A 13,818-nucleotide genomic window follows, 5' to 3' on the forward strand; every position below is an offset into this window, starting at 1 on the left:
TCGCGCAGCACCATGGCGGTGCCGACCGGTTCCTCGAAATGATAGTTCTTGAGCACGTCGAGCGTGGTCATGAGGTGGCCAAGGCCGGCGCCGGCCTGCAGCTTTTCGGCCATCGGCAGCGGCGCGCCCATCTCGTCGGAGACGGCGGCACCGATCTCCTTGAGCCGGCCCTTGTAGATCTCGATGACCTTGGTGAGCAGCGCGACGCGCTCGTCACGGCTGGTCTGGGAGAACGTCACGAACGCGCGCTTGGCGGCGGCGACAGCTTTGTCAACGTCGGCCTTGGAGCCCAGCGCAACCTCGTACATCGCCTCTTCCGTCGCCGGATTGACCACGGCGGTGGACTTCTTGACGGCGGGATCGACCCAGGCGCCGTCGATGTAGAACTGCATGCGATTGACCATAGTGAACCTCTTCTTGGGGGGCTTGGGGGCGTTTCGGCAGGCATCCTTGCACGAAAGCGCCGGCAATTGAACCCGCCATGTGCGGGGCCAGCATTGCGGCGGACTGAGGTTATATGAGCCGATGGCGGAGGGGTGGCAAGGTCTCGATTGCCGTCGTCCTGGCCTAGTGCGCCATTGCGCACGGGGGCCAGGACGGCGGAGAACTACACCGCCATCTTCCGATGCAGCACCGGCGCGCCGGTGGTGAGGCTTTCGGCCGCATCGATGATGGCGTTGGCGTCGATGCCGTGGTGACGATAGAGGTCGGCGATGGTGCCGGTCTGGCCGAACTGCTCGACGCCGAGCGCCTCGACGCGGTGGCCGCGGACGCTGCCGAGCCATCCGAGCGCCGCCGGATGGCCGTCGATCACGGTCACGATGCCGCAGTCGCGCGGCAGCGGCGCGAGCAGTTTTTCGATGTGGCTGAGATGCTGCACGCCGCGCCGATCGCGGCGCAATTTCCGCGCGGCGGTCCATCCCGCATGCAGGCGATCCGCGGACGTGATCGCGAGCAGGCCGATGTCGCGCCGGCTCTCGCCGATGAAGCCGGTCGCCTCGATCGCTTCCGGCGCAACGGCGCCGGTATAGGCGATGACGGCCTCTGCATTGGGGCCCGGCTTGCGCAGCCAATAGGCGCCGTCGGTGATGCCCTGTGCAAGCTCGGGTGTCATGATCCGCTGCGCCTGCTCGATCGAGCGCGTCGAGAGCCGCAAATAGACCGAGCCGCCCTCGCCCGGATCGCGCTGCATGTGGTTTAAGCCGAAGGCCATGATCACGGCGAGCTCGTCGACGAAGGCCGGCTCGAACGAGGCAAGCCCATCCTGCGCCATGCCGATCAAAGGCGTTGCGATCGACTGGTGCGCGCCGCCTTCGGGTGCCAGCGTGATACCTGACGGGGTTGCCGCCACCATGAAGCGGGCGTCCTGGTAGCAGGCATAGTTCAGCGCATCGAGACCGCGCTCGATGAAGGGATCGTACAACGTGCCGACCGGCAGAAGCCGCTCGCCGTTGATCTGGTGCGACAAGCCTAACGCCGAGAGCATGATGAACAGGTTCATCTCGGCGATGCCGAGTTCGAGATGCTGGCCCTTGGGCGAGAAATCCCAGTTGAAGGTGGATGGAATTTTCTCGCTGCGGAATAAGTCTGCCTTCTCGCCGCGCGCGAACAGGCCGCGCCGGTTCACCCACGGACCAAGATTGGTCGAGACGGTGACGTCAGGCGATGTCGTGACGATGCGCCTGGCAAGCTCGCTGTCGCCGCGCGCGATCTCGTTCAGCACGAGACCAAAACCCTGCTGGGTCGACATCTGCGGCGCCGGCTTGAAGGCGAGTTGCGACGGCACCTCGATCACAGGCGCGGTAAGCCGGCGGCCGTCCTGGTTGAACGGCACGCCCGCGAGGAAGGCGTCGAGCTCGGCGGCACTTTGGGCGAGACCCTCGTATCTGTCCCATTCGTGTCCTGGCCGGATGTTCTGGCTGTCGCGATATTTCTCCATCTGCGCAACCGTCATCAGGCCGGCGTGATTGTCCTTGTGACCCTGGAACGGCAGGCCGACGCCCTTGATGGTGTAGGCGATGAAGCAGACCGGGCGATCGTGATCGATGGATTCAAAGGCGTCCAGCATGCTCGCCATGTCATGGCCGCCGAGGTTCGACATCAGCGCCAGCAATTCGTCGTCGCTGCGCTTATCGATCAGCTTGGTGATGGGACCCTGATCGCCGATCTCGTCGTGGAGGTGTTTGCGGAACGCCGCGCCGCCCTGAAAACACAAGGCGGCGTAGAGCGCGTTCGGGCAATTGTCGATCCAGCGCTTCAGCGCCTCGCCGCCAGCTTCCGCAAAGGCCTCGCGCATCAGTCGGCCGTATTTCACGATCACCACGTCCCAGCCGAAATTGCGGAACACGGTCTCGAACTTTTCCCAGAGGCCTTCGCGGACCACGGCGTCCAGCGACTGCCTGTTGTAGTCGACCACCCACCAGGTGTTGCGCAGCCCGTGCTTCCAGCCTTCCGCCAGCGCCTCGAAGATGTTGCCCTCGTCCATCTCGGCGTCGCCGACCAGCGCAATCATTCGCCCTTCGCGGCGATCCTTCATCCAGCCATGTGCCTTGACATAGTCCTGCACCAGCGAGGCGAACAGCGTCTGCGCAACGCCGAGGCCGACCGAGCCGGTGGAGAAATCGACGTCGTCGACGTCCTTGGTGCGCGAAGGATAGGACTGCGCGCCTTTGAAGCCACGAAAATTCTCCAGCTTGTCGCGGCTCTGCCGGCCGAACAGATATTGGATGGCGTGGAACACCGGGCTTGCATGCGGCTTCACCGCGACGCGATCTTCGGGTTTCAGCACGTGGAAATACAGCGCCGACATGATGGTGGCGAGCGAGGCCGACGAGGCCTGATGTCCCCCGACCTTCAGGCCGTCCGCATTCGGGCGGATGTGGTTGGCGTGATGAATGGTCCATGACGACAGCCACAGCGCCTTGCGGGCGAGCGCGGTCAACGTGTCGAGGCGGGTGGTATCAACGGGCATGGCAATGCTCCCGGAAAACAGGTGCCCGATGATACCCCTGCAGGAAGCGCTAAACTTCTCAATTTTTCGCGCAATAGCAACTAATGTTGGGATAGCTTACCAATCGATCGGTAAAAACGACAGGTTCATCCCAATGCCCGCCCTCGACGCCATCGACCGAAAAATCCTCGCTCTGCTCCAGAACGACAGCCGGTTGACCATGCAGGAGCTGGCCGACAAGGTCGGGCTGTCGGTGTCGCCCTGCCATCGCCGGGTCAAGCTGCTGGAGGAACGCGGCGTCATCTCGCGCTACATCGCGACCGTGGACCAGAAGGCGCTGGGGCTGCATGTCAGCGTTTTCATCTCGATCAAGCTGGCGCGGCAGAAGGAGGAGGATCTCAACCGCTTCGCGCGGGCGATCTCGAAATGGGACGAGGTGCTGGAGTGCTATCTGATGACCGGCAACCGCGACTATCTCCTGCGCGTTGTCGCGGCCGACCTCGCCTCCTACGAAACTTTCCTGAAGACCAAGCTGACCCGGCTCGACGGCATCGCCTCGATCGAGTCGAGCTTCGCGCTCAGCCAGGTGAAATATTCGATCGCGCTGCCGGTGTAAGGCATCACCGCCACGGCTGTACGATGATCTTGGTGTGCGCTTCAGGGTTGGCGAGGTCGGCGAAAGCCTTTGCGACGCCGTCGATGCCGATCTCGGCGGTGACCATCGCCGCCGCATCCACCTGCCCTTCCGCGATCAAGCGCAGTGAGGCTGCAAACTCGTCCGGCGTGTAGCCGAGCACGTACTGGACGTTGAGCTCCTTCATGATGCCGAGCATGGGCTCGCTCCTGTCGGTCTCCATGCAGACACCGACCACGACGATCCTGGCATCGCGCGGCGCGCCTTCGAACACCTGTTGCAACAGACCGGGCACGCCGACGCATTCGAAGATGATCGCGGGCTTCAGCGCGGGCAGCATCGCCTGCAACGGTGGCCGCGCAGCCTTCTCCGCATCCGACATCTGCGCATGCTCGGCCCAGGTCGCATAGGGCTGCGACACCCTTGGATCCACGACGACATCGGCGCCGAGTTTTGCCGCAAGCGCGCGCCGCGCCGGCGAATAATCGGCCGCGACGATCGGATGCAGGCCTTTGAGCTTCAGCGCCGCAATCACCGCGAGCCCGACCGGCCCGCAGCCGATCACGAGCGGCACCTCGCCGCCTCGGATGTTGGCCTTGGCGACGGCATGAACGCCGACCGCGAGCGGTTCGGTGAGCGCGGCATGCTCCGGCGCGAGACCGTTGGGCACCTCGAGCAGCAGCGCTTCGCTCAGCAGCATCGCCTCGGCATAGCCGCCAATATTGTCATTGGAATAGCCGATGCCCTCGATGCCCAGCGGAGTCACGAGGGCCGGCAGCGAGCAGACGCGCGTGCCCGGCTTGAGCTTGCGCACAGTCCCCGGGCCGAAGTCGACGATCTCGCAGCAGAACTCGTGGCCGAACACGACGTCACGGGCGAGGTCCATCGGCTTGCGGCCGGTCTTTCGCGCCATCTCCACCATGCGGTGGGCGTGCTGGCGCGCGTGCAGGTCGGAACCGCAGATGCCGCAGGCGAGCGTCTTGACCAGCACCTGGCCGGAGCCCGGCTTTGGCTCGGCGATCCGGTCGACGACAATCTCACCGTTCCTGAAAATCGCAGCGCGCATCCGGCTCCTCCCGTCTTGTTGGAGCCATTGATAGCACGAAGCGGACGCGCGATCTTGCGTCAGGGGTTCGGGGAACGCTCTTCCATGATCAGGAGCTGGGCGCGGCGGATGCGCTCGCGATGGGCGATGTAGAGGCCGCTGGCGACGATGAAGGCCGCGCCGGTGACGGTCCAGACATCCGGAACTTCGCCGAACAGGAAGAAGCCGAGAATGCTGACCCACAGCAACTGCGTGTAGGAAAACGGCGCCAGCACCGAGGCATCGCCGTAGCGATAGGCCAGCACGATGATCCACTGGCCGACCGTGGAGGCGACGCCGATCACGATGCCAAGCCCGATCGCGGTCCACGTCGGCGCGACCCAGACGAACGGTACCATCAGAGAGAGGATCGCAACGCCCGTCAGCGCCGAATAGGCCATGGTGGTGAGGACGGCTTCGCGCCCGCTCATCATGCGCGTCAGGATCAGCGCCGCAGCCCAGCAGAACGCCGAGACGATCGGGAAGAACGCGGCGGCGTGAAACGCGCTGGAGCCCGGGCGCAGGATGATCATCACGCCCGTCAAGCCGATCGCGGTGGCGATCCAGCGGCGCATGCCCACCTTCTCGCTCAGGAACACGATCGAGAGAGCGGTGACGAACAGTGGCGAGACGAACCCGGTCGCGGACGCTTCCGCGATCGGGAGAAAGCTCAGGCCGGTGATGAAGAACAGCGAAGAGCCCAGCAATGCCGCGCCGCGCATCAGCTGCAGGCCGAGGCGCTCGGTGCGCATGGCATGAAGCGGCGAGCCCGGCAGCATCACCGGCGTGAACATCAGCGCGAACGTCACGAAGCGGATCCAGGTGATCTCGATCGACGGGAGGCTCGACGACAAATATTTCGCGGTGACATCGGAGCAACCGAGAAAGATCGTCGACAGCAGCACCAGCGCGATGCCCTTGAAAGGATGATCGACGCGCGCGGGCGCGCGGCGCGCCTGCGGCTTCTTTTCCGGCATAGGCATGGGAATACTGTCGAGCCTTGCGGCTGCGGCGGGCGGCGGGGTCACGGCTGGAACCTAGGAATGCGAATCGGGAATGATCGTAAAAAACGATAATTGCGCCGCTTTCACAACTTCCGAAAACAGGATGCCGATATGCGCTCACGTCCGCGCGCGTCAAGACTCCATTAATAATGGGCGTTTGTGCACTACAGCATGGGCAGCCCGCGCGGCTTCGGACCGCGCGGAAACGCCGCATCGAGCGCCGCAATCTCGTCTTTCGTCAGCACGAGATCGCCGGCCGCGGCATTTTCGCCTGCATGTTCCGCGGACGACGCCTTCGGGATCGCGAACACCGTAGTCGCACGGGTGAGGAAGCTCAGCGCGACCTGGCGCGGCGTCGCGCGACGCGCCTCCGCGATGCGCACCAGCACCGCGCCGCCCTTGCTGCTGCTCGCAGGGAAATCGTCGTGGCCGAACGGCGAATAGGCGACCACGGCAACACCATGCTGCTCGCACCACGGGATCACCGCGTGCTCGATCGCGCGTTCCCTCAGATGATAGAGCACCTGATTGCAGGCGATGCGGCCTTCGCCGGCGGCGTCGAGCATCTCGTCGAGATCATCGGCATCGAAATTGGAGACACCCCAGGATTTGATCTTGCCGGCCTTCACCAGTTCCTCGAACGCGGCCACAGTGTCCTCCAGCGGATACGAGCCGCGCCAATGCAGCAGATAGCAGTCGAGCCGATCCGTCTTCAGCCGCTTCAGCGAGCGCTCACAGGCGGTGATGGTTCCGCGGCGCGAGGCGTTGCTTGGCAGCACCTTTGACACGAGGAACACCTCGTCGCGTCGGCCCGCGATCGCATCGGCAATGACGAGTTCGGCATCGCCATACATCTCGGCGGTGTCGATGTGGGTCATGCCGAGATCGAGCCCGCGCTGAAGCGCCGCGATCGCGCGCTTGCGATCACCATGGTCGAGATACCAAGTGCCCTGCCCGATGACGGAGACGCTGGCACCGGTTTTGCCGAAGGGTTTCGTGTTCATAATTGCTCCGATACCACTCGTTCGCTCAGGCAACCGCCATCGAGCTCAAGAGTTCAATCCGCCGATGTCAGCGACCAGTACGCTACCGGTCGCAGACTCCGTGATGTAGAGCTGATCTTTGTTCGCGCCACCAATCGTGACATTGGTGCAATTCGGTCCGGCACACGATTTCACCCGCGCGATCAATTCGCCGTTGGGCGCGAACACGAAGACATGGCCGAGCGAGGCGTGACCGACGAACAGGCGGCCCTTGGCATCCATGGTCATCCCGTCAGGACCGCTGGTGCCGAACAGCGAGCAGAAGCGGCCGACCTTCGACACGCTGCCGTCCTTCATGAACGGCAACCGCCACACCGCGTTGTCGCGCGTCATCGCGACGAACAGCACGGTCTCGGTTGGATCGAGCACCAGACCATTCGGACTGATGCCAGTGTCGACCAGGCAATCCAGCCGGCCGCTTTGCGCCAGGCGATAGACACGGCCGCTTGCGTCATGCAGGCCGGTCTGTCCCTGGTCGGTGAAATAGATGTCGCCGTTGGAAGCGAGATGCAAATCGTTGCAGCCGCGGAATGATTCCGAATTGCGCGCGGTCAGCACAGGCCTGATGCGGCCTGCCTCGGCGTCGAATTCCATGATGCCGTGCCTGTAGTCGGCGACCAGGATGCGGCCGTCGGCCGCGATCTTCAGCCCGTTCGGCCAGCCCTCATATTCAATCGCGAGCGACCACTCGCCGTCAGGCGCAATGCGGAAGATGCGGCCGAAGGGAATGTCGACGATGTAGAGATTTCCATTGTTGTCGAACGACGGCCCCTCGATGAAGGAGTCCGTCGGCACACCCGGCCGGTTGGCATCGGCCCAATCCGTCCGTTCGCCCTTGCGGCGGAATTTGTCGGGCATGGCGGAGAAGAGCCTGGTCTCGATCAGGCGCGGCGGCGTTTCCAGGTACATCATTGTTGTTATCTTTGTTGAACTGGCGGAATGCGCGGCAGCATAGGGCACAACGGAGGGGTCGTCGATTGGTGCGACAGCTTCACCACACTCTCGGGGTCGTCCTGGCGAAAGCCAGGACCCATTACCACAGGGACATATTGTTGCGGATAGTGGCCACAACGGGCTTCGACAAACGCTGACCGGGGTAATGGGTCCTGGCTTTCGCCAGGACGACGATCAGGAGAGACCTCTACCCCGCCGCGCCCGCGCGCTTGGCCTGCATCGCCGGTGCCACCTCGGTGGTCGCGATCAGGCGCTTCAGCTCGGGGATGCAGGAGCCGCAATTGGTGCCGGCCTTGAGCTTTGCGCCGATCTCGGCGGCCGTGCGCGCGCCTGCGGCGATAGTGTCGCAGATGGTGCCGCGGCCAACGCCGAAGCAGGCGCAGACGACAGGCCCGGTCGAAGCCGCGCCCTCGCTGGACTTGCCGGACAGCAGCATGCGCCGCTGCTCGTCGGTGACGTGGTCGGCGACGAACAGGCTCTTCACCACCTCCCAGTCGCCGGCATCATGCGCGGGGCCGACGAACAGGCAGGTTTCGATGCGGTCGCCCACAAACGACGCCGCGCGATAAACGCCGCCGCCGAAGTCGCGATAGTCGGCGACGTCCTCGCCGGCAACGCCACCGAGCCAGGCCGGCCAGCGCGACAGATCCGCATTGTCGGCGAAGAGATAGCCGAAGCCGCCCGTGACAGTGACGCGGGTCCACATCAGATTCGGCGGCAGCTCCAGCTGCTTGCGCGACAACGCAAAGCCGCGGAAGACGTATTCATAAGGCACGATCGCAGCTGGTGTCGCCTTGGACTCCGGCTGTCCCGAGAATGGATCGGTGAACGGTGCAACCAGCGCCCCGACGCGACCGTGCGAGGCGTTCATCGCACTCCAGTGGATTGGCGCGAACAGCGTGCCGCGCTGCTGCCGGTCGCTGACGACGGCCTTCAGAATGCACTGGCCATAGTCGCTCGTGATGCGGGCATAGCCGTCGTGGACGATGTTGTATTTGTTGGCGTCGTCGGGATGAATCTCGACGAACGGCTCGGGCCGATGCGCACCGAGCCGCTGGCTGAGGCCCGTACGGGTCATGGTGTGCCACTGGTCGCGGATGCGCCCGGTATTGAGCCGCAGCGGCCGCGACGGCCCGGTCTCGCCGCGCAGCGCCGGCACCTCCGTCGCGACGAAGCGACCCTTGCCGTCATTGGTGAAGAAGCCGCCAGCCGCGAAAAACCGCTCGCCGGGCGCCTCGCCTTCGCGCGCAGGCCACTGCACGGGCTTCAAGGCGTCGAAGCCCTCGTCGGATAGCGAGGTCAGCGCGCCGATGTCGAAATCGCGGCTGCCATCGTTCTCGAACGCCGAGAGCGCGGCGTGCTCGCGAAAGATGTCGGCTGCGGATTTGTAATTAAAGCTGTCGCCGAAGCCGAGGCGTTTTGCAGTTTCGCTCAGGATCCACCAGTCCGGCCGCGCCTCGCCGGGCGCCGGCAGGAACGAACGCTGGCGCGAGATACGGCGCTCGGAATTGGTCACGGTGCCCGACTTCTCGCCCCAGGCGAGCGCGGGCAGCAGCACGTGCGGTCCGGCCTCGACGGTGTCGTTGGAGAGCACGTTCTCGGACACCACGAACAGCTCGAGCTTCTTCAGCGCCTCGCGCACGAAGTCGGCATCGGGCAGCGAGACCGCGGGGTTGGTGCCCATCACCCACAGGGCCTTGACCTCGCCGCGGTTGATGGCTTCGAACAGCTGCACCGCCTTCAACCCTTCATGGGTGGCAATGCGCGGCGCCTTCCAGAACCGCCGCACGCGATCGATGTCCGGCGGCGTGAAGTTCATGTGCGCGGCGAGCTGGTTGGCGAGGCCGCCGACCTCGCGACCACCCATCGCGTTGGGCTGGCCGGTGAGCGAGAACGGCGAGGCACCGGGCTTGCCGATGCGGCCCGTGGCAAGATGGCAGTTCAGGATCGCGTTGACCTTGTCGGTGCCCTGCGCCGACTGGTTGACGCCTTGCGAGTACAGCGTGACGACGCGGGGCGTGTCACGGAACATCTTGAAGAAGGTAGCAACGTCCGGCTCGGAAAGGCCGGTCGCCAGTGCGGTCGCGGTGACGCCGCCGGCGATGTTGCGTGCGCGCGCCAGCGCGTCGTCAAAGCCCGACGTGTTTTGCGCGATATAGTCCTGATCGAGCGCACCATTGTCGGCGAGGTGAACGAACAGGCCGGAGAACAGCGCCGTGTCGGTGCCGGGCTTGAGGCCCAGGAACAGATCGACGTCGGTCGCGGTGTCGGTGCGGCGCGGATCGATCACGATCATGCGCGCGCCGCGCTCCTGCCGGTTCTTCAACATGCGCTGGAACAGCACGGGATGGCACCAGGCGGCATTCGAGCCGACGAAGACGAGCAGATCGGCCTGGTCGAGATCCTCGTAGCAGCCGGGCACGGTGTCGGCGCCGAAGGCGCGGCGGTGACCGGCGACCGAGGACGACATGCAGAGCCGCGAATTGGTGTCGACGTTGGCGGTGCCGACAAAGCCCTTCATCAGCTTGTTGGCGACGTAATAATCCTCGGTCAGAAGTTGGCCGGAGAGATAGAATGCGACCGCGTCGGCGCCGTCGCGCGCGACGATGTGCTGCATGCGGTGGGCGACGTGATCGAGCGCATCGCTCCAGGCGACGCGTTCGAGCACGCCCTTGCAGCGGATCATCGGATAGAGCAGCCGGCTTTCCAGCCCGATGGTCTCGCCGAGCGCCGAACCCTTGGAGCACAGCCGGCCGAAATTGGCAGGATGATCGGGATCGCCCGCGATCGCCGCGCCGCCCTTGCCGTCTGGCGTGGCCAGCACGCCGCAGCCGACGCCGCAATACGGACAGGTCGTCTTGGTGGCGCGGAGCGTGGGATCGATCGCCGTCATATCAAGCCGCCTCAATCAAGCCGCCTTGGAGGGACGCGCGAGCGCGCGGCCGAACATCATGTCGGCGCGGATCGCCGCCACCTTTTCGCGGTTGCGGATCAGTTCGAGATACCAGAGCGCATCGACGGTATCGCCAATCAGCAGGGCACCGGCGAGCCGGCCCTCGGCGATCACGAGCTTCTTGTAGGTGCCACGCCTGCGGTCTGACAGCACGAGGCTCTCGCTGCCCTCCCCGCCCATGAAGTCGCCGGCGGAGAACACGCTGACGCCCGACACCTTCAAATTGGTCGAGACCACGCTGCCCTGATAGGCCGCGGGACGGCCGGAGAGATGCCGCGCCAGCACGCGCGCCTGCTCGTAGGCAGGCTCGACGAGGCCGTAGCAGGTGCCGCGATGCTCGGCGCATTCGCCGAGCGCGTAGATATCGGGTGACGCCGTCTGCATCTCGTCGTTGACGACGATGCCGCGGTTGACTGCGATGCCGGCGTCTTTTGCGAGCGCAATGTTGGGCCTGATGCCGGCGGCGAAGATCACCGCATCGGCCTCGATGCGGCTGCCGTCGGCAAGCTCGACCGCTTCGACATGGCCCTCGCCGTGAATGCGGGCTGTGGATGCATTGAGCAGGATGCGAATGCCCTTGCGCTCGACCAGCGTCTTGAGCAGGTCGGCGGCGGGGGCATCGAGCTGGCGCTCCATCAGCCGGTCCATCAGGTGCAGCAGCGTCACGGGCGCTCCGGCCTTGGCGAGGCCGTAAGCCGCTTCGAGTCCGAGCAGACCACCGCCGACCACGACGACGCGTTTCTTAGCCGCGGCAAGGGTCAGCAGCAGATCGACGTCCCGGGTGTCGCGAAAGGTGTGCACGCCGGCGAGATCGGCGCCGGGCACGTTGAGCCGCAGCGGCGTCGAGCCGACGGCGAGCACGAGCTTGGAATATTCCATGCTCTCTTCGCCCTCGATCTTGAGCTCGCGTCGGCCGGTGTCGATCTCGGTGACACGATAGCCGTAGCGCACCGTGACGCCGCGATGGCGCCACCAGTCGGCAGGCCGCAGTTCGATCTCGTGCGAGCCGGTCTCCCCGGCCAGCACGGAGGAGAGCAGAACGCGGTTGTAAGCGAGCCGCGGCTCTTCGCCGATCACGGCGACCGCGTAGCGGCCGAGCGAGGTCTTGGCGAGCTCGTCGACCAGACGCGCGGCCGCCATACCGTTACCGACGATGACCAGCGGTTCGCTCACAACGCATCTCCTATTCGGCGGCCTGCGGCTGTGCGCCGTAGGCCTCGGAAATCATGTAGCCGGACAACACGCCGTAGGCGTCGGTCCAGGCGGTAGCGAGTTCGGGCGTCCAGGCTTCGCCGAGGCCCTTCTCCAAGGTCCACAGCAAGGTCGCGCCGACCACGGGGTAGTGCTCGGCCTTGGCGCCGTAGGCGACGTGACGCTTCGCAAGCGCCGAGGCCGCGGGAAGAATCGAGTCCAGGTTCGACAGACCGCCCACGACGGCAGCGAGCATGCCCATCAGCTTCTTGCGCTGCTCGGTCATGTCCTCGGGAAACATCGCGCGCACGGATGGCGCGACCTCGAACAGGCGATCGTAGAACAGCACCGCGGCTTGCGCGGAAATCGGCGCGACCTTGGCAAAGCTCTGTTGGACGAGGGTGATCTGTTCTGGCGTCATGATGTTCTCCTGCCTGTTGGGTTTGCCTTGGTGCGCGCCATTGCGAACCAGGTTCATTGTCAAACTGTCGGGCAATGCTTCTCCCCGCGTACGGGGAGAAGCGAGATTCGTACCAAGTATTAGGCACGCGCGCCGGCGAGGGTTGACGCGCCTTCGCCCTGCGGGCTGCGACGCAGATAGAACCACCAGGTCAGCGCGAGACAGGAGGCGTAGAAGCCGAGATAGATCGCGAGCGCGAGCTGCGGCCCATCGGTCAGCGCGATCGACTTGCCGAACCCGGTCGGGATCAGATAGCCGCCGACGGCGCCGACCGCGCCGATGAAGCCAACCGCAGCACCGCTCTCGATGCTCGCCGTCTTCAAGGCGGCCGCGCGCTCCGCATCGCCCTTGCCGCGCACCCTGAACAAATTGTGCTCGCGGAAGATCGAGGGGATCATGCGGTAGGTCGAGCCGTTGCCGATGCCCGTCGTCACGAACAGGACCAGGAACATCGACAGGAAGCCGATGAAATCCTTGTGCCCGACGAAGTAGAGCACGCCGATCGTCGCGCCTGCCATCACGATAAAATTCCAGAACGTGATCACCGAGCCGCCGATCCTGTCGGCAAGCCAACCGCCGAGCGGCCGCGAGAGCGAGCCGACCAGCGGTCCCAGGAACGCGATCGCAATGGTGACCTGCGGGAACTGGGTCTTGATCAACAGCGGAAATGCAGCCGAGTAGCCGATGAAGGAGCCGAACGTGCCGATATAGAGATACGCCATGATCCAGGTGTGCTTGCGCTTGACCACGGCGAGCTGGTTCTTGATCGACGACTTGGCCGTGGTCAGGTTGTTCATGAAGAACACTGCGCCGAACACCGCGATCGCGATGGGCAGCACCCACATCAGGCCGGCGTTTTGCAGGAAAACACCGTCAACGGGCGATGCCTGGAACAGGTTGATGACGGCGAGCGTCATCAGGATCGGGGTCAGGAGCTGCACGCTGGAGACGCCGATATTGCCGCCGGCCGCATTCAGTCCCAGAGCCCACCCCTTCATCCGGTCGGGGAAGAAGAAAGAGATGTTGGTCATGCTGGAAGCAAAATTGCCGCCGCCGAGACCGGCGGTCGAGGCAATCAGCAGCATCAGCCAGAACGGCGTATCGGGCTGGCCGACGAAATAGGCCAGCGAGAGCGTCGGAATGAACAGGATCGCCGCACTGAAGATGGTCCAGTTGCGGCCGCCGAACGTCGTCACCGCAAAAGTGTAGGGAAAGCGCATCAACGCGCCGATCAGCCCGGGCACCGCGACGAGCTGGAACAGCTGGTCGGTGGTGTAGTGGAAGCCCGCCTGCGGCAGCTTGGTGGTGACGATGCTCCAGATCAGCCAGACCGAGAAGCCGATATGCTCGGCCACGATCGACCAGATCAGGTTGCGTCGGGCGATCGTCTTGCCGCCCGCATTCCAGAACGCCTCATCTTCGGGGCGCCAGTCTGAAATCCAAGTTGGATTCTTCGTCATTGAGTATCCCTTCCAGGCTCACCGCTGCGTCGTTGCAGGCTCAGCCTCCGGCCACGGAGGCGCGCTCCGAGGCTTCACCCCGGTG

11 protein-coding genes are annotated in these 13,818 nt (G+C 64.7%); 1 reads left to right on the forward strand and 10 read right to left on the reverse strand.

Going from position 1 to position 13,818, the window contains the following annotated elements; translation table 11 throughout:
- A partial coding sequence (locus AC0L3S_RS22080) for an aldehyde dehydrogenase family protein (protein WP_473281215.1) occupies positions 1–404 on the reverse strand: 404 nt, incomplete at its 3' end.
- Positions 405–607: 203 nt separating this feature from the next.
- On the reverse strand, positions 608–2,971 hold the full coding sequence (locus tag AC0L3S_RS22085) for a transketolase (RefSeq protein WP_473281217.1): 2,364 nt from the start codon (positions 2,969–2,971) through the stop codon (positions 608–610).
- A gap of 133 nt (positions 2,972–3,104) precedes the next feature.
- Here AC0L3S_RS22085 and AC0L3S_RS22090 point away from each other — a divergent pair, with 133 nt between their 5' ends.
- A complete protein-coding gene (locus AC0L3S_RS22090; RefSeq protein ID WP_247342718.1) occupies positions 3,105–3,566 on the forward strand; it encodes an Lrp/AsnC family transcriptional regulator in 462 nt (153 codons plus the stop codon).
- A 4-nt stretch (positions 3,567–3,570) separates the two neighbouring features.
- Here AC0L3S_RS22090 and AC0L3S_RS22095 read toward each other — a convergent pair whose 3' ends face one another.
- The 8 genes from AC0L3S_RS22095 to AC0L3S_RS22130 form a co-directional block, all read right to left on the reverse strand.
- Positions 3,571–4,650, reverse strand: coding sequence for a zinc-binding dehydrogenase (locus tag AC0L3S_RS22095; RefSeq protein WP_473281219.1), 1,080 nt, complete (start codon positions 4,648–4,650; stop codon positions 3,571–3,573).
- Positions 4,651–4,709: 59 nt separating this feature from the next.
- Entirely contained in the window at positions 4,710–5,651 is a 942-nt protein-coding gene (locus AC0L3S_RS22100; RefSeq protein ID WP_473281221.1) for a DMT family transporter, read from the reverse strand.
- A 185-nt stretch (positions 5,652–5,836) separates the two neighbouring features.
- Positions 5,837–6,676 carry an aldo/keto reductase gene (locus AC0L3S_RS22105; protein WP_473281223.1) on the reverse strand — a complete coding sequence of 280 codons (840 nt, stop codon included), beginning with the start codon at positions 6,674–6,676 and terminating at the stop codon, positions 5,837–5,839.
- Positions 6,677–6,721: 45 nt separating this feature from the next.
- Positions 6,722–7,624, reverse strand: a complete 903-nt coding sequence (locus AC0L3S_RS22110) for an SMP-30/gluconolactonase/LRE family protein (RefSeq protein ID WP_473281341.1) — start codon at positions 7,622–7,624, stop codon at positions 6,722–6,724.
- 232 nt (positions 7,625–7,856) lie between these two features.
- Entirely contained in the window at positions 7,857–10,562 is a 2,706-nt protein-coding gene (locus AC0L3S_RS22115) for a nitrate reductase (RefSeq protein WP_473281225.1), read from the reverse strand.
- 15 nt (positions 10,563–10,577) lie between these two features.
- Entirely contained in the window at positions 10,578–11,795 is a 1,218-nt protein-coding gene (locus AC0L3S_RS22120; RefSeq protein WP_473281227.1) for an NAD(P)/FAD-dependent oxidoreductase, read from the reverse strand.
- 10 nt (positions 11,796–11,805) lie between these two features.
- Positions 11,806–12,234: a globin family protein gene (locus AC0L3S_RS22125; protein ID WP_354056597.1), complete on the reverse strand. Its 429-nt coding sequence runs from the start codon at positions 12,232–12,234 to the stop codon at positions 11,806–11,808.
- 119 nt (positions 12,235–12,353) lie between these two features.
- Positions 12,354–13,733, reverse strand: coding sequence for an MFS transporter (locus AC0L3S_RS22130; RefSeq protein ID WP_473281228.1), 1,380 nt, complete (start codon positions 13,731–13,733; stop codon positions 12,354–12,356).
- Positions 13,734–13,818 lie beyond the last annotated feature (85 nt).

Source organism: Bradyrhizobium sp. Ken01, assembly GCF_055807355.1.

What these genes read in the sequence shown, in the direction of transcription:
- AC0L3S_RS22125 (WP_354056597.1), bottom strand. Translation starts at nt 12,234, where the DNA reads ATGACGCCAGAACAGATCACCCTCGTCCAACAGAGCTTTGCCAAGGTC.
- AC0L3S_RS22115 (WP_473281225.1), bottom strand. Translation starts at nt 10,562, where the DNA reads ATGACGGCGATCGATCCCACGCTCCGCGCCACCAAGACGACCTGTCCG.
- AC0L3S_RS22105 (WP_473281223.1), bottom strand. Translation starts at nt 6,676, where the DNA reads ATGAACACGAAACCCTTCGGCAAAACCGGTGCCAGCGTCTCCGTCATC.
- AC0L3S_RS22130 (WP_473281228.1), bottom strand. Translation starts at nt 13,733, where the DNA reads ATGACGAAGAATCCAACTTGGATTTCAGACTGGCGCCCCGAAGATGAG.
- AC0L3S_RS22110 (WP_473281341.1), bottom strand. Translation starts at nt 7,624, where the DNA reads ATGTACCTGGAAACGCCGCCGCGCCTGATCGAGACCAGGCTCTTCTCC.
- AC0L3S_RS22090 (WP_247342718.1), top strand. Translation starts at nt 3,105, where the DNA reads ATGCCCGCCCTCGACGCCATCGACCGAAAAATCCTCGCTCTGCTCCAG.
- AC0L3S_RS22095 (WP_473281219.1), bottom strand. Translation starts at nt 4,650, where the DNA reads ATGCGCGCTGCGATTTTCAGGAACGGTGAGATTGTCGTCGACCGGATC.
- AC0L3S_RS22085 (WP_473281217.1), bottom strand. Translation starts at nt 2,971, where the DNA reads ATGCCCGTTGATACCACCCGCCTCGACACGTTGACCGCGCTCGCCCGC.
- AC0L3S_RS22100 (WP_473281221.1), bottom strand. Translation starts at nt 5,651, where the DNA reads ATGCCTATGCCGGAAAAGAAGCCGCAGGCGCGCCGCGCGCCCGCGCGC.